This is a genomic window from Actinoplanes sp. NPDC026670 (assembly GCF_040638175.1).
Taxonomy (GTDB): Bacteria; Actinomycetota; Actinomycetes; order Mycobacteriales; family Micromonosporaceae; genus Actinoplanes.
Genome location: NZ_JBEZXU010000008.1, coordinates 32,597 through 51,064 on the forward strand (window position 1 = coordinate 32,597; position 18,468 = coordinate 51,064).

Here is an 18,468-nt window from a genome sequence, read left to right on the forward strand (position 1 = left end):
TACCTGTGGCGGACGAGATCATCGGGATCATCGGAGCCGGCATCGTCGGCCTGGCCATCGGGCGGGAGATCAGCCTGCGGCGGCCCGGCACCCGGGTCGTGGTCGTCGAGAAGGAATCCGAGGTCGGGCAGCACCAGACCGGCCACAACTCGGGTGTCGTGCACGCCGGCATCTACTACCCGCCGGGCAGCCTGAAAGCGGAGCTCTGCACCCGTGGGCGGCTGCTGCTGCGCGAATACTGCGCGGAGCGTGGCATCGCCTACGACGAATGCGGGAAACTGGTCGTCGCGGTGCGGGAGGACGAACTCGGGCGCCTGGACGACCTGGAGAAAAGGGCGCGGGAGAACGGCGTACCCGGGCTGAAAAGGGTTGACCCGAGCGGGATCAGGGAGATCGAGCCGCATGCCGCGGGCCTCGCCGCGCTGCATTCACCGGAAACGGCGATCACCGATTTCCCGGGCGTCACGAAGGCGTTCGCCGAGGACATTCGCAAAGCCGGCGGAGAGGTACGGCTGAACTTCCCGGTCACCGCGATCAAGCGGAACGTCGGGTCGATCCGGATCGAGTCGGGCGACCGGAGTGTGACCGTCGACCAGGTGATCGTCTGCGCCGGCATCCACTCCGACAAGGTGGCCGGGCTGGCCGGTGACGTCGCCGAGCCGCGGATCATCCCGTTCCGGGGCGAGTACATGCGGGTCAGCGACGAGAAGGCGGACCTGGTCCGCGGCATGATCTACCCGGTTCCGGACCCGCGCTACCCGTTCCTGGGCGTGCACTTCACCCGCCGGGTCACCGGGATCGTCGAGGTCGGCCCGAACGCGGTGCTGGCCACCGCCCGGGAGGGCTACACCCGTACCCGCTTCTCCATCCCCGACCTGGCCGGCATCGCGGCCTGGCCGGGCACCTGGCACATGGCCCGCAAACACTGGCGGACCGGTGTCAAGGAGGTCCGCGGCTCGCTGTCGAAGAGCCGTTACATGGCCGAGGCGATGCAGTACGTCCCGGAGATCGGCGCGGCCGACGTGGTCCGGGCCGGCGCCGGCGTGCGCGCCCAGGCGCTGGACCGCGACGGCAGCCTCGTCGACGACTTCCGGATCCACCGTCTGGGCCCGGTCACGGCCGTCCGCAACGCGCCCTCACCTGCGGCGACGTCGTCCCTGGCGATCGCCGAGCACGTGGTGGCCGAGGTCTTCGGATGAGTCGTCCGGTGCAAGAACCGATTGCGTTCCACGGACTCCTTAGGGGCCGGGAACGCACCTAGCGTCAACCACAACCCGCTGGTTTTTCGAAAGGAAACGCGCATGTTCGTCGTCGACTCCCAGGTGCACATCTGGAAGGAAGAGACCCCGGACCGTCCCTGGGTTCCCGGGGCGCGTGAGCGTATCCGGCTGAACGGCCACCGGGAGGACCCGTTCAGCTACGAGGAGTGCCTCGCGCTGATGGACGAGGCCGGCGTCAACCGGGCGCTGATCCTGCCGCCGTCGTGGGAGGGGGACCGCATCGACTACGCCCTGGAAGCGTGCGAGGCGCACCCCGACCGCTTCGGCATCATGGCCCGCATCCCGCAGAACAAGCCGGCCGAGGGCGCGGCGATGATGCGGGACTTCGCGCAGAACCCGTACGTGAAGGGCACCCGGCTGACGTTCCACCGCCCGATCGACCGGAACTGGATGATCGACGGCACCAACGACTGGTACTGGCCGCTGGCCGAGGAACTGAACATCCCGACCATGGTGCACGCGCCGATCTGGAAGGCCGAGCTGGGCCGGATCGCGGCCGCCCACCCCGGCCTGAAGATCATCATCGATCACATGGGCATCATGGCCCGCTGCGTCGACGACGCCATCGGCTACTGGGTGCAGGAGACCGCCGACCTGCACGAGCACCCGAACATCTACGTCAAGGTGTCGGCGCTGCCCGGCTACTCCACACAGCCCTTCCCGAACCTCAACATCGAGAAGTACGTGCGCGAGATGGTCGACAAGATGGGCCCGAAGCGCTGCTTCTGGGGCACCGACATAACCCGCCTGCTCGGCCACGGTCTCAGCTACGTGGAGACGATCGAGCAGTTCACCAAGCACTTCGACTTCACGCCGGAGGAGCTGGAGTACATCATGGGCCGCGGCATCTGCGAGGTCCTCGACTGGCCGATCCCGCGATGACCGGCCACATCGACGGCGGTGACGCGGTCATCGCCGCGTTCAACGCGGCCGGGGCGGACTACGTCTTCTCCTCACCGGGGTCCGAGTGGGCCCCGGTGTGGGAGTCGCTGGCCCGCCGCCACCGCGACGGGCTGCCCTGCCCGCACTATCTGGATCTGACCCACGAGACCGTCGCGGTCGGCATGGCCACCGGGTACGCCCTGGTCACCCGTCGCGCGCAGGGTGTGCTCCTGCACGCGGGCCCGGGCCTGCTCCAGGGCTCGATGGCGATCCACGGCGCCCTGCTGGCCGGGGCGCCGATGGTGGTCGCCTCGTCGGAGTCGGTCACCTACGGCGACGGTCCCGGCCCCGACCCGGGCGGCCAGTGGTACCGCAACCTGTCCGTGGTCGGCGGCCCGCACGTGATCGCCGCCCCGTTCACCAAGTGGTCGAACCAGGCCGCCAGCGTGCACACCCTGACCACCATGATCACCCGCGGGGCGGAGCTGGCGGCCCGTGCCCCGGCCGGGCCGGTCTACCTCAACATCCCCCTCGAGGTGCTGCTCGACCCGTGGGCCGGCCCCGACCCGAAACCGGTGGTGGCCCGCGGGGCGACGGTCAGCTCGGCCGGGGACGTCGAGGCCGTTCTGGAACTGCTCACCGCCGCGTCGAACCCGGTGATCGTCACCGAGACGACCGGCCGTGAGGAGGGCGGCATGGCGGCGCTCGTCGCGTTCGCCGAGGCGCTGCGGATCCCGGTGGTCGAGCCTGCGTCGGCGGTCTGCGCCAACTTCCCGCGCACCCACGAGCTGCACGCCGGCAGCGAGTTCGACCCCGACGCGCACGACGTGATCGTGCTGCTCAACTGCCGGGCGCCGTTCTATCCGCCGTCCCGGCGGCCGGCCACCGCGAAGATCGTGGTGATCGACGAGGTGCCGCAGCGGCCACACATCGCCTACCAGGTCCTCAACGCCGACCACTACCTGGAAGGCGGGGTCGTCGCCACGCTGCGGGCGCTGGCGGCCCAGGCCGTGGCCACCCGGACCGCGCCGGCCTCCACCGAACGCGAGGCGGTCGCGGCGGCCGAGCGGAGGACCGCCGGCACCCTGGACCCGGTGCAGGTGGCCGCGGCGCTGCGCACGATCACCGATTCCGTCGTGGTCGACGAGACGATCACGCACAGCCGGGTCGTCCAGCGGCACCTCCAGCGGGACGACCCGGACTCGTACTTCTACGTGCAGGGCGGCCTCGGCCAGGGCATCGCGGTCGCGCTCGGCGTGAAACTCGCCGCCCCGGAGAAGACCGTCGTGCTGACGATCGGTGACGGGGCGTTCCTCTACAACCCGATCGTCCAGTCGTTGCAGGCCGCCCGCGCCAACGGGCTGCCGCTGCTGATCGTGATCTTCAACAACCACGAGTACCGGTCGATGAAGATGAACCACCTGCGCTTCTACCCGCAGGGCGCAGCCGTCGAGACCGGCGAGTTCCTCGGCAACGACCTGACCGATCAGCCCGACCCGGCCGCTTTCGCCGCCCCGTTCGCCATGCACGCGGAAACCGTCGAACGCCCCGGCGAACTGGCCCCGGCCCTCGACCGTGCCGTCAAGTCGGTGCAGGGCGGCACCACCGCGATCGTCAACATCCACGTCTCCCGCTGACGGAGTTCCGCATGCCTCCTCCCAAGGTCCTGGTCCCCGCCGACGAGCTGGGCGCCTTCACCACCGCACTGTTCACCGCGGCCGGCGTCAGCGCCGAACACGCCGCCACCATCTCCGCCGTGCTCACCTGGGCCAGCCTGCGCGGCGTCGACTCGCACGGTGCCTCCCGGGTGCCCCGCTACCTGGAACTCCTCGACTCCGGCGAGGCCAACCGGGCCCCGGCGCTCACGTTCAGCTCGACCAGCCCGGCCGTCGCCGTCCTCGACGCCGACCGCGCGCCCGGCCCGGTGGCGCTGACCGCGGCCGCCGACGAGGCGATCCGGCGCGCCCGGACCAGTGGCATCGGTGCGGTCGGGGTACGCCGTACCGTCCACACCGGCGCGATCGGCTACTACACGTCCCGGATCGCCGACGCCGGCCTGGTCGGGATCGCCTTCGTGGCCGGGATGCCGAACATGGCGTACCCCGGAGTCAAAGGCGCCGCCGTCGCGACCAGCCCGCTCTCGATCGCCGTGCCCGCCGCCGGCAGGGCCCCCGCGCTGCTCGACATGGCCACCGCCGGCATCGCCCTCGGCAAGATCGCCCAGTACCGCAACGCCGGCCGGGAACTCCCGCCCGGCACCGCCGCCACCGCCGACGGCGTCCCCACCACCGACCCGGAGCTGGCGAAGATGCCGCTGCCGCTCGGCGGCGTCAAGGGCGCCGGCATGTCCCTGGTGTTCGAGCTGCTCACCAGTGTCCTGGTCGGTGCCCCGATCCTCAGCGCCTTCCACTCCGGCGACCCGCAGGGGCGGGTGCACCGGCAGAACGCCCTGATCCTGGCCCTCGATCCGGGCGCCTTCGGCGACCCCACGGCGTTCGGCCCCGCGGTCGCGACGACGCTGGACACCCTGAAGAGCCTCAACCCCGCCGACGACGGTACTACCATCCGCTACCCGGGTGAGGGCAGCGCCACCGTGGCCGTCGAGCGGGCGGCTCAGGGGGTGCCCGTACCCGCGAAGGTCTGGTCCGAACTGCTGACCGCAGCCGAGAAGCTCGCCGTCCCGGTCGAAGACCGCCAGCCGTAGCCCACGGTCCTTTCGGGCCTCCGATAACCGCGGTGAGCGACGGCTGGGACCGCCGGCCGTCGCTCACGGTCCTTTCGGGCCTCTCTTTACCGCGGGGGGCGACGGCCGGGACCCCAGCCGTCGCTCACGGCGCTTTCGGGGCGGCTATTACCGCGGTGGGCGACGGCTGGCGGGCCTGGGTTTCAGACCTTTGCGCCGGTGGAGCGCCGGGCCGCCGGGATCACCAGCGGGGTGCCGGTCTCCGGGTCGTCGATCACGCGGCACGGCAACCCGAAGACCTCCTCGACCAGTTCCGCGGTGAGCACGTCGGCGGGCTGTCCGGACCGGGCCACCCGGCCGTCGCGCATGGCGATCAGGTGGGTGGCGTAGCGGGCCGCGTGGTTGAGGTCGTGCAGAACCGCGACGAGGGTACGGCCCTGGTGCTCGTGCAGCTCGGCGCAGAGGTCGAGCACCTCGATCTGGTGGGCGATGTCCAGATAGGTGGTCGGCTCGTCGAGCAGCAGCAGCGGGGTCTGCTGGGCGAGCGCCATGGCCAGCCACACCCGCTGCCGCTGGCCGCCGGAGAGCTCGTCGACGTGCCGGTCGGCCAGGTCGGCCACTCCGGTGGCCAGCATCGACTCCTGCACGACGTGTTCGTCCTCGGCCGACCAGCGGCGCAGGATGCTCTGGTGCGGGTAGCGGCCGCGGGCCACCAGTTCGGCCACGGTGATGCCGTCCGGCGCGGTCGACGACTGCGGCAGCAGGCCGAGGGTCTTCGCGACGGCCCGGGTGGGCTGCGAGTGCACGTCCCGGCCGTCCAGCAGCACGGTGCCGGCGGCCGGCTTGAGGAGCCGGGACAGGGCCCGCAGCAGCGTCGACTTGCCGCACGCGTTGGGCCCGATGATCACGGTGAACGAGCCGTCCGGGATCTCGACGCTCAGGTTCTCGGCGATGACCCGCTTGTCGTAGGCGAGCGTCATCCCGCTGCCGCTGAGCCGAGGCGTGTGACCCGTCATCGTGTCTCCTGTTGCAGTGTCAGTCATCAGATCCGCCCGGCGCGGCGTTCGGTGGTCAGCAGCCAGACCAGGTAGGCGCCACCGACCAGGCCGGTGACCACGCCGACCGGCAGCGCCCGGTCGGTGAGCAGGTGCTGGGCGAGGAAGTCGGCGCCGGTGAGCAGCAGCGCCCCGACGAGGATGGCCGGCACCAGGTTGGGCCCGGGCGCCCGGGTGAGCCGTTTCGCCAGGTGCGGGGCGATCAGCGCGACGAAGCTGACCGGCCCGGCGCTGGCCGCCGCGAACGACACGAGCAGCGCGGCCGACATCAGCGCCCCGTTGCGCAGCAGCGACACCGGCACCCCGAGGGCGGACGCCGAGTCGTCGCCCATCTCCAGGATCCGCAGGCCCGGCCCGCAGGCCAGCAGCAGAACCGGCAGGGTGACCCCGAGCACGACCAGCATCGGCACGGCCTGACCCCAGTCCCGCCCGTCGAGGCTGCCGGTGAGCCAGAGCAGCGCCCGCGCGTTCTCCATCTGGACGCCCCGGGTCAGCAGGTAGCCGCTGATGCCGGTGAGGATCGCGGCCATGCCGATGCCGACCAGGATGAACCGGAACCCGTGCAGCGCCCGCCCGGCGATCAGCTGGATGAGCAGCGTCGTGGCCAGGCCGCCGGCGACCGCGGCGACCGACAGCTGGGTGCTGGTGCCGCCGAGAATGATCACGGTGAGCGCGGCGGTGCTGGCCCCGTTGGTGACGCCGAGCATGTCCGGGCTGCCCAGCGGGTTGCGCACCAGCGACTGGAAGACCGCGCCACCGGCCGCCAGCGCCGCGCCGACCAGCAGCGCGGTGATCAGCCGGGGCAGCCGCAGCTCGCCGATGATGAACTCGTGGGCCGGGTTGCCCTCGCCGAACAGGGTGGTCACCACGTCGGCCGGGGCGATCTCGAAGTCGCCCGTGCCGAGGCTGAACACGCTGATCACGAACGCGCCGAGCGCCGCGACCACTCCCACGACGACGGCCCGGGGGCGTACGCCGACCGTCCGGCCGATCGGGGTCCTCTTCTCGATCAGGGTGGCGGTCATCGGGCGGCTCGCACGAGATAGAGGAACAGGGGGCCGCCGAGGACCGCGGTGACCGTGCCGACCTGGAGCTCGCCGGGGCTGCCCAGGATGCGGCCGAGCACGTCGGCGCCGAGCAGCAGCACCGGCGCCAGGATCGCCGTGTACGGCAGCAGCCACCGCAGGTCGGGCCCGGTGAACGGGCGGACCATGTGCGGGATGAGCAGCCCGATGAAGACGATCGGCCCGCACGCCGCGGTGGCGCTGCCGCAGAGCAGGGTGACCGCCACGATGACAGCGGCTCGGATCACCGACGGGTTGGCGCCGAGCGCGCGGGCCGAGTCGTCGCCGAGCGACAGCGCGTTCAGCGGGCGGGCCACCAGCAGGCCGGTGAGCAGGCCGGCCGCGAAGAACGGCAGCAGCCGCTCGACCGTGGGGAAGTCGGCGCTGGCCAGCGAGCCGGCGGTCCAGAACTTCATCTTGTCGATGGCCTGCGTGTCGGAGAGCAGCACCGCGGACACATAGGAGAGCAAGGTCGCGTTGAGGGCGGCGCCGGCCAGCGCGAGCCGGGCCGGGGTGGCCGACCGTCCGCCGCCGACCGCGTACACCAGGGCGGTGACGACCGCGGCGCCGGCGAGCGCGAACCACACGTACCCGAAGAAGGTCCCGACGCCGAAGAAGACGGCGGCCGTGGCGACCGCGGCCGACGCGCCCGCGTTGATGCCGAGCAGGCCGGGGTCGGCGAGCGGGTTGCGGGTCAGCGCCTGCATGATCGCGCCGGCCAGGCCGAGCGCCATGCCGACCATCAGGCCGAGCAGCGTCCGGGGCAGGCGCATCTCGTGCACGATCCGGTAATAGGGAGAGTCCGGGTTCCACAGTCCGGCCCAGACCTCGCCGGGGGAGAGGAACCGCGCGCCGAATCCGATGCTCAGCACGGCGACCGCGACGAGCGCGGCAACGGCAAGGGCCAGACCGAGCAGGCGTACGGACGACCGGCGCCCGGGACGTGCCGGCGCCGTGGCTCGTAGCCCCTGGTCGGCAGGGGCGTCGATGGTGGACAGTGCGGCTCTCCCGTCCCGGTGTTCCAGATCCTGTTGACGCGCAGTCGTTTCGTTAGGTTAGCCTAACCATCGCACGCGGTCTAAGGGCCGGTCGTACCCCAGAAAGACTTGAAGATGAAGTATTCGCAGGTTTCCTTGTCCCGTCGTGGCCTGCTGGCCGCCGGCGGCGCCGTCGGTGCCGGCGCGCTGCTCGCCGCCTGCGGTGGCGACAAGGGCGAGTCCGGGTCCTCGGCCGCCTCCGCTCCCGCTGCCGCCGCCGGCCCGTGGGCGTTCACCGACGACCAGCCGAAGGATCTCAAGGCCGACAAGACCCCGGCCAAGGTCGTCGCGTTCACCGGCACCGCCGCCGCGCTGGCCGACCTGGGCCTCCAGGACAAGATCGTCGGCGTCTTCGGCGAGACCAAGAAGGCCGACGGCACCGCCGAGGCGCAGGCCGGCTCGCTGGACATCGGCAAGGTTCAGATCATCGGCAACGCGTGGGGCGAGTTCTCGGTCGAGAAGTACGCCGCGCTCGCGCCGGAGCTGCTGGTCACCCACATGTTCGACCCGGGCGCCTACTGGTACATCCCGGACGAGAGCAAGGACCAGATCCTCAAGCTCGCCCCCACCGCGACCATCACCGTCGGCCGGGTCCCGCTGACCAAGCCGATCGAGCGGTACGCCGAACTGGCGAAGTCGCTGGGCGCCGACCTGAACGCGCCGAAGGTGGCAGCCGACAAGGCCCGCTTCGAGAAGGCCGCCGCCGACCTGTCCGCCGCTGCCAAGGCCGCCGGTGGCATCAAGGTGCTCGCCGGCTCCGGCGCGGCCGACATCTTCTACGTGTCGAACCCGAAGGTGTCGTCCGACCTGATGTACTTCAAGGAGCTCGGCGTCGACGTCATCGTCCCGGAGAAGACCGACGGCGGTGACTACTACGAGTCGCTGAGCTGGGAAAATGCCGACAAGTACCACGCCGACATCATCTGGCTGGACGCGCGCACCGGCACCCTTCAGCCGAACGACCTGGCGTCGAAGCCGGGCTGGAGCGCGCTGCCCGCGGTCAAGGCCAACCAGGTCTTCCCGTGGCAGGCCGTGCCGATCTACTCCTGGGCCGGCTCGGCGCCGCTGCTCGAGGCGCTGACCGCCGCGATCACCAAGTCCAAGAAGCTCGCCTAATGGGAGCTGCCGGGTCAGCCGCTGGCAGACTCGGTGCCTGGTAGCCGCGAGCGGGTGAGCACTCTCTTCGCCTGGACCGATGTTGAGTCCTGGGGTCAGACCGTGCCCCCGCTCGTGGCCGGGAGACGAACGGCTGATGGGGTGTCGTGCCCGCTGACCGTTGGCGTGAGCACTGGTCCATTAGGGCGCTGGAGTCTTCCGCAGGCTGCTGACATGGACCCGTGACGGAGCGGAGACCGCAAGTGCTGTTCGTCGGTGACGACTGGGCGGAAGATCACCATGACGTGGAGGTGCAGGACGATCATGGCCGGGCGATGAAGGCGGTCCGGCTGCCCGAGGGCGTGGACGGGATGGCCCGCTTCCATGACTTGGTGGCCCGGTTCCTGCCCGACGACGCGAAACCTTCCGACGTGCTCGTGTGCATCGAAACCGACCGTGGACCGTGGGTGCGGGCGCTGATCGCGGCCGGCTACCAGGTCTACGGGGTGAACCCGAAACAGGCCGCCCGGCACCGCGAAGGTATGTCGCTGTCGGGCGCCAAGAGCGACAAGGCCGACGCGCACACCCTGGCTGACATGGTCCGGACCCGCCGCCACCAGCTGCGGCAGGTCGCCGCGGACTCCGACATCGCCGAAGCCGTCAAGGTCGTGGCCCGGGCCCACCAGACCTTGATCTGGGAACGCACCCGCCACACGCTGCGGCTACGAACAGCGCTACGCGACTACTTCCCCGCCGCCCTGGCGGCTTACCAGCCGTTGACTCTCACCGGCGCCGACACCCTCGAACTGCTGGCCAAGGCACCCACCCCGGCCGCGGCGGCGAAACTGACCGTCACGCAGATCAGCGCGGTCTTGCGCAAGGCCCGCCGTCATGACGTCGCGGCCAAGGCCACCGCGATCCAGCAGGCCCTGCGCACCGAACACCTGGGCCAGGCCGACATCGTCGCCGGCGCCTACGCAGCCACGGTCCGCGCCATCGCCGCGGTCCTGCAAACCCTGAACACGGAGATCAAAACTCTCGAACGGCAGGTCGAGGCCCATTTTGGCCAGCACCCGGACGCTGAGGTCTACCTCAGCCAGCCCGGCATCGGCGCGGTCCTCGGCGCCCGGGTGCTCGCAGAGTTCGGCGACGCCACCGACCGCTACACCGACGCCAAAGCCCGCAAGAACTACGCCGGCACCGCACCGATCACCCGCCAGTCCGGAAAATCCAAGACCGTCCACGCCCGGTACATCCACAACGACCGCCTCGTCGACGCCCTGCACATGCAAGCCGGCGTCGCGATCCTGCACGACCCCGGCGTCCGCGCCTACTACAACGAACTCCGCGGCCGCGAAGTCGGCCACAACGCCGCACTGCGTCAAGTCGGCAACCGCCTCGTCGGCATCCTCCACGGCTGCCTCAAAACCGCCACTGCCTACGACCAGAACACCGCCTGGTCACACCGCGCACAACCCGCCGCAGCTTGACATCTAAGAAGCTGGGGTGTCTGACCCGTCCGGGGGCGAGCGGGCTGAGGCCGGCCAGCTCGCCCCCGGCTGGTCAAGGGCGGTCCTTCTTCGGCAGGGTGGCCACCACCGCGTCGTAGGAGGCGTCGACCGCCTCGTAGATCTCGTCGTCCGGGATGGCGCCGCCGAGCCGCAACGTGTTCCAGCCGTGCCGGCCGATGTAGGCGCTTGCGGTGGCGTCGCCGGGGTACCGGGCCAGCCACTCGTCGGCCAGGTCGCGGCCCTTGCCGCACTTGACGCCGACGGCGTCGCCGCCACCGAGGAACGCGAAGATCTTGGCGCCCACCTTGGCCACCGTGTCGCCCTCCCACGGCTCGTCGGGCCACGCCCCGGGCTTGGCCAGACAGTAGCGGAGCAGCTCTTCACCGGTCATATATGCCTCTTCTTTGCAAAACAGACAATCTGTATTTTACGGTCTAAGGCATGTCTGACCGACCGATCTTCGTCGTCGGCTGCCCGCGTTCGGGCACGACCATGCTCCAGCTCATGCTGCACGCACACCCCCGGATCGCGCTGCCCCCGGAGAGCCGGTTCCTGCTGCCCGGCTATGCGCGCCGCCGGGAGTTCGGCGACCTCGGCGACCCGGCGCGGCGGCGGGCGCTCGGCGAGTGGATCACCGGCACCCCGCACTTCGGCGATCTCGGCCTGGAGAGCGGGGCGGTGGTCACCGCGGTCACGTCGGCGCCGCCGACGCTCGGTTCGGCGTTCGGGACGGTCTTCCGGATGTACGCGCACCGCTTCGGCAAACCACGCTGGGGCGACAAACGGCCGCTCTACCTGCGGCATCTGCCGACGATCCGCAGGCTCTTCCCGGACGCGCAGATCATCAACATCATGCGCGACGGGCGGGACTGTGTGGCGTCGCTCAAGGAGGCCCCGTGGAGCTCCGGTGATCTCGACGAGCTGATCGACGTGTGGGCCCGTTCCGCCGACAACGCGCTGCGGGCCGCCCGCACCCTGCCGGTGGACGGCTTCCATCAGGTCCGTTACGAGGACCTGGTGGCCGGCCCGGAACCGCACCTGCGCCGGATCTGCGACTTCCTCGGCGAGGAGTACCACCCGGCGATGGCCCGGCCGTCCGAGCTGGCCCCGGTCGCCGTCCCGGGGTACAAGACGTGGCACGCGCTGACCCACTCGGACGTCACCACCGCGCGGGCCGGCAGCTGGCGGGAGCGGCTCACCGCCGACGAGATCGCCAGGTGCGAGGCGGTCTTCGGCGACCGGCTGACCCGTTTCGGCTACGAGCCGGCCACCGAGTGCCGCCGCACACCCCGGGTCCGGGCCATCCGCACGTGGCTGACGGTGCGCGACCGGATCAGCCCGGCCCGCGACCGCGCCGAGGACGTCCGGGGCCGCCTGCGCGGCCCCACCCTGCCCGCCCGCCTGTGACTCACTCCTGGCCGGTGTAGGCCTTCAGGGTGTTCGCGGCCTGGCGGCGGGCCTGCTCCGGGTCGGTGCCGAAGGCGATGTCCGCCTCGGTCCACGCCTCGGCGCTGAGCCGCATGAACGTGATGCCGTCGGGCGACATCGCCCACTCCATCGCGGCCTCCGGGGTGATCGTCGCCTCGGGGGTCGCCAGGTGGTTGGCCAGGCCCCAGAACGCGCCCTCCCAGCCCAGCCCGACGGCGCCCGGGCCGTACTGCTCCCAGTGCTCGTCGTCGACGTGCGCCACGTGCTCCAGCTCGAACCGGGCGCGGCCGTCGCCCTCCGGGGTGATCCGCACCTCGACCCAGCTCACCTGGCCGCCGAACTCCCAGGTGGCGCCCACCGCGCGCGGCTTCTCGCACTTCGTGATGGTGCCGCCGGCGTTGCCCTCGAACTGGTAGCTCCCGCCCAGGCGCAGCTCACCGGAGACCGGCAGGAACCACCGGGGGATCCGCTCCGGATTGGTGACCACGTCCCACAGGTCGTCCTGGTCGGTGTCGTAGGACTGGCTGATCGTCATCACCCGCGCCTCACCGGCCTCCAGCACGCGGGTGCCGATCGTCCGCCGTACGTTGCTGATCTGCTCTTTGACCTCGATCATCGTGCGCTCCTCGCATCGCTGGTCCCGACGCCTTCGCCGAGTCGCCGAAGGCGTTTTCCGCGGGCCACCTCGGTGGCCATCGCGGACAGGTGCGGCGTCCAGAACCTCCGGAACGGGGTCAGCCACTCGTCCACCTGCCGCAGCGCGGTGTGGTCGACCGCGTAGAGGCGGCGTGCGCCGTCGGGCCGCACGGTGGCGAAACCGTTGTCGCGCAGCACCCGCAGGTGCTGGGACACGGCCGGCTGGGTGATGCCGAACTCCGCGCGGATTACCGCGGTGACGGCGCCGGAGGTCTGCTCACCCTCGGCGAGCAGCTCGAGGATCCGGCGGCGGACCGGATCACCGAGTACGTCGAACGCATGCACGAGCAGGACCCTATCAGATGCGACTTATATAAGTGGTGCCTTTTGAGATAGGCCGCCGGGCCCGCCCGGTGGAAGGGAGGCGGGCCCGGCGGAGCAGGCGGGTCAGGCGCGGATGCGGTTACGCAACAGCGCGCCCGACTCGGTGAGCGAGCCGGTTCCGGCGAACGAGCCGGCGTTGCAGGTGCCGGGCTTGAAGGCGGCGCTGCCCTCGCTCGCGTCCGAGTACGTCCAGTTGGCATACCCGATCTTCAGCCGGTCAAGCAGGTCGAACCAGGCGTTGCTGCTGGCCGTGTCGACCGCGCCGTCGCCGGTGTAGGTCACCGTGCCGAACTCGGTCACGAACAGCGGCAGCGAGGCCGCGGCCCGTTCCACCTCGGCTCGGTAGTTGTCCTTGTGCGAGGCGGCGTAGTAGTGGAACGCGTACATCACGTTCGCGGCGCTGACCGGGTTGCTCACGATCTCCGAGGAGTTCGAGCCCTCCGAGACGCCCAGTGAGGACCAGCCCCGGGTGCCGACGATCACCACGCCGTCCGGGTCGTTCGCCCGGATCACCGGGATGACCTGGTCGGCATAGTTCTTGATCTGCGCCCAGCTCACCCCGTTCGGCTCGTTGGCGATCTCGTAGATGACGTTCTTCTTGTTCGCGTGCCGCGCCGACACCTGCGCGAAGAAGGTCTTGGCGCGCTCCAGGTTGTACGCGGGGTCGCCCGGCGTGAGGATGTGGAAGTCGATCAGCGCGTACATGCCACGCTCGGTGGCCTCCTCGACCAGGTTGTTCACCCGGTTGGTGAACCCGGCCGGGTCGGTCTCGTAGCCCTGCTCCTGCACGTACATCGAGATCCGGAACAGGTCCGCGCTCCACTCGCCGGCGAGCACGTCGAGCGAGGCGTCGGTGTAGCAGTTCGGGAACCACTGGATGCCGTGCGTGCTCATGCCCTTGAGCTGGACCGCCTGGCCGTACTCGTTGCAGAGCTTGGTCCCGCAGACCTTGAGCTGCCCGTTGACCTGCACCGGGGTCCCCGTCGTGGGGGGAGTGGAGGTGGACGGCGAAGGCGAGGCGCTGGACGGCGACGGGGACGGGTTCGTCGTCCCGGTGCAGGCCTGCCCGTTGACCAGGCAGTTGGTCGGGCGGCCGGCGCCGTTGGCGATGAACCCGAAGCTGGTGGAGGCGCCGGCCGCGATCGTCGCGTTCCAGCCGGCCGGCGTGAACGTGTAGGTGTTCCCGCTGACGGCCTGCGTCGCGTTCCACGACTGGCCGACAGTCGTGCCGGCCGGGAAGGTCAGCTCCACCTTCCACGTGCTGATCTGCGACGACGTGTTGTTGTTGACGGTCACCTGGGCCTGGTAGCCGTTGTTCCACGAGCTCTGCACGGCGAACGCCGCCGTCTCCGCGCTGGCCGGGAGCGCGAAGAAGGCGGCGGTCGATGCGGCCGCCACGGCGAGTACCGTGGTCAGGACCGTTGCTGTCCGGCGTTTCACGAAAGCATCACCTCGGGGGATGGGTGCGGGCTGCCGTTGGGGACCGGCAGTGGGGGAACCCGCCCTGGGAGCGCTCCCAGGAACCCCGACTGTAACGCCTGCGTTAACCGGCGTCTATTCCAGGGCGACCGCCACCGGCTGGATCGTCACCCGGACCCCGGTGCCCGGGGTCAGTTCGGGCAGCCGTCCACTCGGCACCTGGGCGATCACCAGGTGGTCCCCGACGGACACCGTGACCCGGCTCGTCGGACCGAGGAAACTGCTGGTCAGCACCTTCGCCGTGCTCTCCGGGTCGGGTGTCACCTCGACCGCCTCGGGCCGGATCAGCGCGGTTACCGCGCCACCGGAGTGCGGGCTCACCAGTGGCAGCCGGTTGCCGAGCACTTCGACCACCTCGCCGGAAACCGTTCCCGGCAGGCGGTTGCTGGTGCCGACGAAATCGGCCACGAACGCGGTCGCCGGCCGCAGGTAGACCTCCGACGGGGTGGCCAGCTGCTCCAGCTTCCCGGCCCGCATCACACCGACCCGGTCGGCGACCGCGAGGGCCTCCTCCTGGTCGTGGGTGACGAACAGGGTGGTGGTGCCGACCTCGGTCTGGATCCGGCGGATCTCGTCCCGCAGCTGCACCCGGACCTTGGCGTCCAGCGCCGACAACGGCTCGTCGAGCAGCAGCACCTGCGGCTCGATGGCCAGCGCCCGGGCCAGCGCGACCCGCTGCTGCTGCCCGCCGGAGAGCTGATGCGGGTACCGGCTGCCGAAGCTGCCGAGGCCGACCAGGTCCAGCATCTCGGCGGCCTTCTCCTTCGGAGCACGGCCTTTCCGGAGCCGCAGGCCGAACTCCACGTTCTGCAGGGCGTTCAGATGCGGGAAGAGGCTGTACGCCTGGAACACCATCCCCATGCCGCGACGGTTGGCCGGCAGCCGGGTGATGTCCTTGCCGCCGACCAGGACCCGCCCGGCGGTGGCGTCCTCCAGCCCGGCCAGGATCCGCAGCGCGGTGGTCTTGCCGCAGCCGGACGGCCCGAGCAGCGCGATCAGCTCGCCCGGCTCGATCGACAGGTCCAGGTCGTCGAGGGCGTGCACGCTGCCGAACGTGCGGCGCAGCCCGTCGAGGTGAACGGCGACGCCGGTCATGAGATCTTTCCTTTCCGGCGATTACCCGCCAGGGACAGGACTAGGAGCAGCACGAACGCGAGCAGCAGCGCGGCCAGCGACACCGCCACCGACACCCCGGCGCTGCTCTTGCCCAGGAACTCGATGGCGACCTGCAGGTTGGTGCGGTGCAGCAGCGACGCGATGGTGAACTCGCCGAGCACCAGCGCGACGGTCAGGAACGCGGCGGACAGCACGGCCGAGCGGATGTTCGGCAGCACCACCCGCACGATCACGGTGAACCAGCCGGCGCCCAGGCTGCGGGCCGCCTCGGCAAGGGTCTTCACGTCGATCGCGGACAGGCCGGCGTCGATCGCCCGGTACGCGTACGGCAGCACCAGGATGGTGTAGGCGAACACCAGCGTCAGCGACGAGCCGCCGAGGAAGTAGTTGACCCAGGCGTACACCGGGGCCAGGCCGACCACCAGCACGATCGCCGGGATGGTCAGCGGCAGCAGGCAGAGGAACTCGACCAGCCGGCGCAGCCGCGGCAACCGCAGCCGGACCCAGACCGCGGTCGGCACCAGCAGCGCCAGCATCAGCAGCGAGGTGAGCGCCGCCTGCGCCAGCGAGGCCACGATGCCCTCGGCCAGCGCCGGGTACTCGGAGCTCAGGCGCGGCCAGTCGAGCAGCAGCGGCCAGGTCTTCGCGTCGCGGGTGCTGAACTCCACCATCGCGACCAGCGGCAGGAGGAAGAACACGCCCATCACGGAGAGGACGGTCCACCTGAAGATCACCCGAGCCATTTCGCGGTCCTCTTCTGCAGCAGCGAGTAGAGGGCCATCACCACGGCGACCACGACCACCATGCCGAGCGCCATCGCCTTGCCCAGGTTGGCCTGGCCGAGCACGACCTCGCTGGTCAGGGCGCCGCGGATCTGCAGCGGGACGATCGGGCTGCCCTGGCTGACCAGGGCGGCGGCGGTCGCGTACGCGGAGAAGGCGTTGGCGAACAGCAGCAGCGTCGAACCGAGGAACGCGGGGGCGAGCAGGGGGCCGGCCACCCGGGTCCAGTACTGCCAGGTGTTGCCGCCCAGGCTGACGTGCGCCTCCCGCCACTGTGGGCGGATGCCGTCCAGCGCGGGCAGGAAGACGATCACCATGAGCGGGATCTGGAAGTACGTGTACACCAGCGTCAGGCCGGGCAGCTCGAACAGCCAGACCCCGTTGGCGTACGGGTCGAGCCCGTGCTCCTGGAGCCAGATCGTCACGAAGCCGGACAGCCCGATGGTCGCCAGGAACGCGAACGCGAGCGTGACGCCGCCGAACTGGGCGAGCACCCCGGCAGCCGCGGTGACCAGCCGGCGCAGCAGCCCGTCCGGTTTCGCGGTGACCAGCGCGTACGCCAGGATCGCGCCGAGCACCGCGCCGATCAGCGCGCTGGACGCGGACAGCGTGATGCTGCGGCCGAACGCGGCGACGATGTAGTCGTCGGTGAGGGCACGGACGTTGGCCAGGGTGAAGCCGCGCCCGCCGTCACCGGTGAACGCGCCGATCACCACCGTCAGGGTCGGGATGACCAGGAAGATCGTCACGAACGCGAAGAACGGGACCGTGCCGAGCAGGGCGGCGCCCCGCAGGCGTGGCCGGGCGGCCACGCGCTGCGGAGCGTCCGCGGCGATCTCAGCCAATTGCCTTGGCCCAGTTCGCGGTCAGGTACTCCTTGGCCTTGGCGCTCTGCGCCTCGGTCGGGATGACCGCGGTGCCCTCGATGGCGGGCAGCGCGGCGAACGCGGCCGCGTCGATGGTGCCGGCCTTCTGCATGGCGTCGGCGCGGACCGGGCGGGCGCCACCCTTGAGCCACAGGTTCTGGCCCTCGTCGGAGTAGAGGAACTCCTGCCAGAGCCGGGCCGCGGCCGGGTGCGGGGCGTCCTTGTTGATGGCCTGCACGTAGTACGAGCCGAGGACCGCCCCGGACGGCACGAAGACCTTCCAGGTGGGCAGCTTCTTCGACTCGGCGGCGTTCAGGTAGTCCCAGTCGAAGACGACCGGGGTCTGGCCGGACTCGATGGTGGCCGCGGTCGGGTCGACCGGCAGGAAGTTGCCGGCCTTCTTCAGGTTCGCGAAGAACTCGACGCCCTTGGCGATGTCCTCGACGGTGCCGCCGTTGGCCAGCGACGCCATCTGCACGCCACCGAACGCCGCACCGGCCTGGGTCGGGTCGCCGTTCAGCGCGACCTTGCCCTTGTACTCGGCCTTCAGCAGGTCGGCGACGCTGGTCGGGGCGGGCACCTTGGCGCTGTCGTAGCCGATCGACATGTAGCCGCCGTAGTCGTTGACCCAGGTGCCACTGGCGTCCTTGAGGCTGTCCGGGATCTCGGCGAACTTCTCCACCTTGTACGGAGCGAACAGCGCGGTGTTCGCGGTCGCCACCGAGACGCCCAGGTCGAACACGTCAGGGGCGGTGTCCTGGCCCTTGAGCTGGGTGGCGGCGTTGATCTCGTCCTGGCTGGAGCCGTCCGGCTGGGCCGAGTTGACCTTGATGCCGTACTTCGTGCCGAACGCCTTGATGATCTCGCCGTAGTTGGCCCAGTCCGGCGGCAGCGCGATGACGTTGAGCTGCCCCTCCTTCTTGGCCTCGGCGATCAGGGCGTCCAGGCCGCCCAGGTCGGCGGCGCTGGTGGCGGTCCCGGCCTTGCTCGTGGCGGCCTCGGACTCCTTCTCCGGGGGCGAGCAGGCGCCGGCGAAGGCGATCATCGCGGCAGCCGTCAGGGTGGTGACTGCGGAGCGGGCAAGGGTGGTGCGCACTGGAGTTCCTCCTTCTGCGGCACCGGCGACCGGTGCGCGCTGGTGGATCATGGAAGTGCCGGGTGGAGGACGGG

General features: G+C 70.7%; 18 protein-coding genes. 7 read left to right on the plus strand and 11 right to left on the minus strand.

The annotated features are described in order from the left end of the window. Positions 1 to 5 precede the first annotated feature (5 nt). The 4 genes from lhgO to AB0E94_RS10200 all read left to right on the plus strand — a co-directional run bounded on the left by lhgO (position 6) and on the right by AB0E94_RS10200 (position 4,866). Positions 6 to 1,199 carry an L-2-hydroxyglutarate oxidase gene (gene lhgO, locus AB0E94_RS10185; protein WP_360324654.1) on the plus strand — a complete coding sequence of 398 codons (1,194 nt, stop codon included), beginning with the start codon at positions 6 to 8 and terminating at the stop codon, positions 1,197 to 1,199. A 102-nt stretch (positions 1,200 to 1,301) separates the two neighbouring features. Next, on the plus strand, positions 1,302 to 2,162 hold the full coding sequence (locus AB0E94_RS10190; RefSeq protein WP_360324656.1) for an amidohydrolase family protein: 861 nt from the start codon (positions 1,302 to 1,304) through the stop codon (positions 2,160 to 2,162). Beyond that, positions 2,159 to 3,799, plus strand: a complete 1,641-nt coding sequence (locus AB0E94_RS10195; RefSeq protein ID WP_360324659.1) for a thiamine pyrophosphate-dependent enzyme — start codon at positions 2,159 to 2,161, stop codon at positions 3,797 to 3,799. The genes AB0E94_RS10190 and AB0E94_RS10195 overlap by 4 nt, the downstream gene beginning before the upstream one ends. Positions 3,800 to 3,810: 11 nt before the next feature. Beyond that, positions 3,811 to 4,866 carry an Ldh family oxidoreductase gene (locus AB0E94_RS10200; RefSeq protein ID WP_360324661.1) on the plus strand — a complete coding sequence of 352 codons (1,056 nt, stop codon included), beginning with the start codon at positions 3,811 to 3,813 and terminating at the stop codon, positions 4,864 to 4,866. A gap of 182 nt (positions 4,867 to 5,048) precedes the next feature. Here AB0E94_RS10200 and AB0E94_RS10205 read toward each other — a convergent pair whose 3' ends face one another. From AB0E94_RS10205 to AB0E94_RS10215, 3 genes are all read right to left on the minus strand, one after another. After that, positions 5,049 to 5,825, minus strand: a complete 777-nt coding sequence (locus AB0E94_RS10205; RefSeq protein ID WP_360325108.1) for an ABC transporter ATP-binding protein — start codon at positions 5,823 to 5,825, stop codon at positions 5,049 to 5,051. A gap of 62 nt (positions 5,826 to 5,887) precedes the next feature. Then, positions 5,888 to 6,913 (minus strand): iron chelate uptake ABC transporter family permease subunit, encoded by a 1,026-nt coding sequence (locus AB0E94_RS10210; RefSeq protein ID WP_360325110.1) that lies wholly within the window; start codon positions 6,911 to 6,913, stop codon positions 5,888 to 5,890. An 8-nt stretch (positions 6,914 to 6,921) separates the two neighbouring features. Then, complete coding sequence (locus AB0E94_RS10215) at positions 6,922 to 7,881, minus strand: iron ABC transporter permease (protein WP_360325113.1); 960 nt, start codon at positions 7,879 to 7,881, stop codon at positions 6,922 to 6,924. 195 nt (positions 7,882 to 8,076) lie between these two features. On the opposite strand from AB0E94_RS10215, the gene AB0E94_RS10220 reads away from it, so the two are divergent. Next, positions 8,077 to 9,117: an ABC transporter substrate-binding protein gene (locus AB0E94_RS10220; RefSeq protein ID WP_360324663.1), complete on the plus strand. Its 1,041-nt coding sequence runs from the start codon at positions 8,077 to 8,079 to the stop codon at positions 9,115 to 9,117. Between the two features lie 242 nt (positions 9,118 to 9,359). Next, on the plus strand, positions 9,360 to 10,586 hold the full coding sequence (locus tag AB0E94_RS10225) for an IS110 family transposase (RefSeq protein ID WP_360325116.1): 1,227 nt from the start codon (positions 9,360 to 9,362) through the stop codon (positions 10,584 to 10,586). A gap of 73 nt (positions 10,587 to 10,659) precedes the next feature. Here AB0E94_RS10225 and AB0E94_RS10230 read toward each other — a convergent pair whose 3' ends face one another. Continuing rightward, positions 10,660 to 10,998, minus strand: a complete 339-nt coding sequence (locus tag AB0E94_RS10230) for an MmcQ/YjbR family DNA-binding protein (RefSeq protein WP_360324665.1) — start codon at positions 10,996 to 10,998, stop codon at positions 10,660 to 10,662. 50 nt (positions 10,999 to 11,048) lie between these two features. On the opposite strand from AB0E94_RS10230, the gene AB0E94_RS10235 reads away from it, so the two are divergent. Next, a complete protein-coding gene (locus AB0E94_RS10235; RefSeq protein ID WP_360324668.1) occupies positions 11,049 to 12,014 on the plus strand; it encodes a sulfotransferase in 966 nt (321 codons plus the stop codon). A gap of 1 nt (position 12,015) precedes the next feature. Here the strand turns inward: AB0E94_RS10235 and AB0E94_RS10240 are convergent, their stop codons facing one another. From AB0E94_RS10240 to AB0E94_RS10270, 7 genes are all read right to left on the minus strand, one after another. Beyond that, entirely contained in the window at positions 12,016 to 12,651 is a 636-nt protein-coding gene (locus AB0E94_RS10240) for an SRPBCC family protein (protein ID WP_360324670.1), read from the minus strand. Continuing rightward, positions 12,648 to 13,016 carry a metalloregulator ArsR/SmtB family transcription factor gene (locus tag AB0E94_RS10245; protein ID WP_360324672.1) on the minus strand — a complete coding sequence of 123 codons (369 nt, stop codon included), beginning with the start codon at positions 13,014 to 13,016 and terminating at the stop codon, positions 12,648 to 12,650. Before AB0E94_RS10245 ends, AB0E94_RS10240 begins: the two co-directional genes overlap by 4 nt. 102 nt (positions 13,017 to 13,118) lie before the next feature. After that, on the minus strand, positions 13,119 to 14,495 hold the full coding sequence (locus AB0E94_RS10250) for a cellulase family glycosylhydrolase (protein WP_360324675.1): 1,377 nt from the start codon (positions 14,493 to 14,495) through the stop codon (positions 13,119 to 13,121). Between the two features lie 114 nt (positions 14,496 to 14,609). Continuing rightward, on the minus strand, positions 14,610 to 15,629 hold the full coding sequence (locus tag AB0E94_RS10255) for an ABC transporter ATP-binding protein (RefSeq protein WP_360324678.1): 1,020 nt from the start codon (positions 15,627 to 15,629) through the stop codon (positions 14,610 to 14,612). Then, positions 15,626 to 16,393, minus strand: a complete 768-nt coding sequence (locus tag AB0E94_RS10260; protein ID WP_360324680.1) for an ABC transporter permease subunit — start codon at positions 16,391 to 16,393, stop codon at positions 15,626 to 15,628. The genes AB0E94_RS10255 and AB0E94_RS10260 overlap by 4 nt, the downstream gene beginning before the upstream one ends. Continuing rightward, positions 16,381 to 17,277, minus strand: a complete 897-nt coding sequence (locus tag AB0E94_RS10265; protein WP_360324683.1) for an ABC transporter permease — start codon at positions 17,275 to 17,277, stop codon at positions 16,381 to 16,383. The genes AB0E94_RS10260 and AB0E94_RS10265 overlap by 13 nt, the downstream gene beginning before the upstream one ends. Then, complete coding sequence (locus AB0E94_RS10270; RefSeq protein WP_360324686.1) at positions 17,270 to 18,394, minus strand: ABC transporter substrate-binding protein; 1,125 nt, start codon at positions 18,392 to 18,394, stop codon at positions 17,270 to 17,272. The genes AB0E94_RS10265 and AB0E94_RS10270 overlap by 8 nt, the downstream gene beginning before the upstream one ends. Between the last annotated feature and the right edge of the window lie 74 nt (positions 18,395 to 18,468).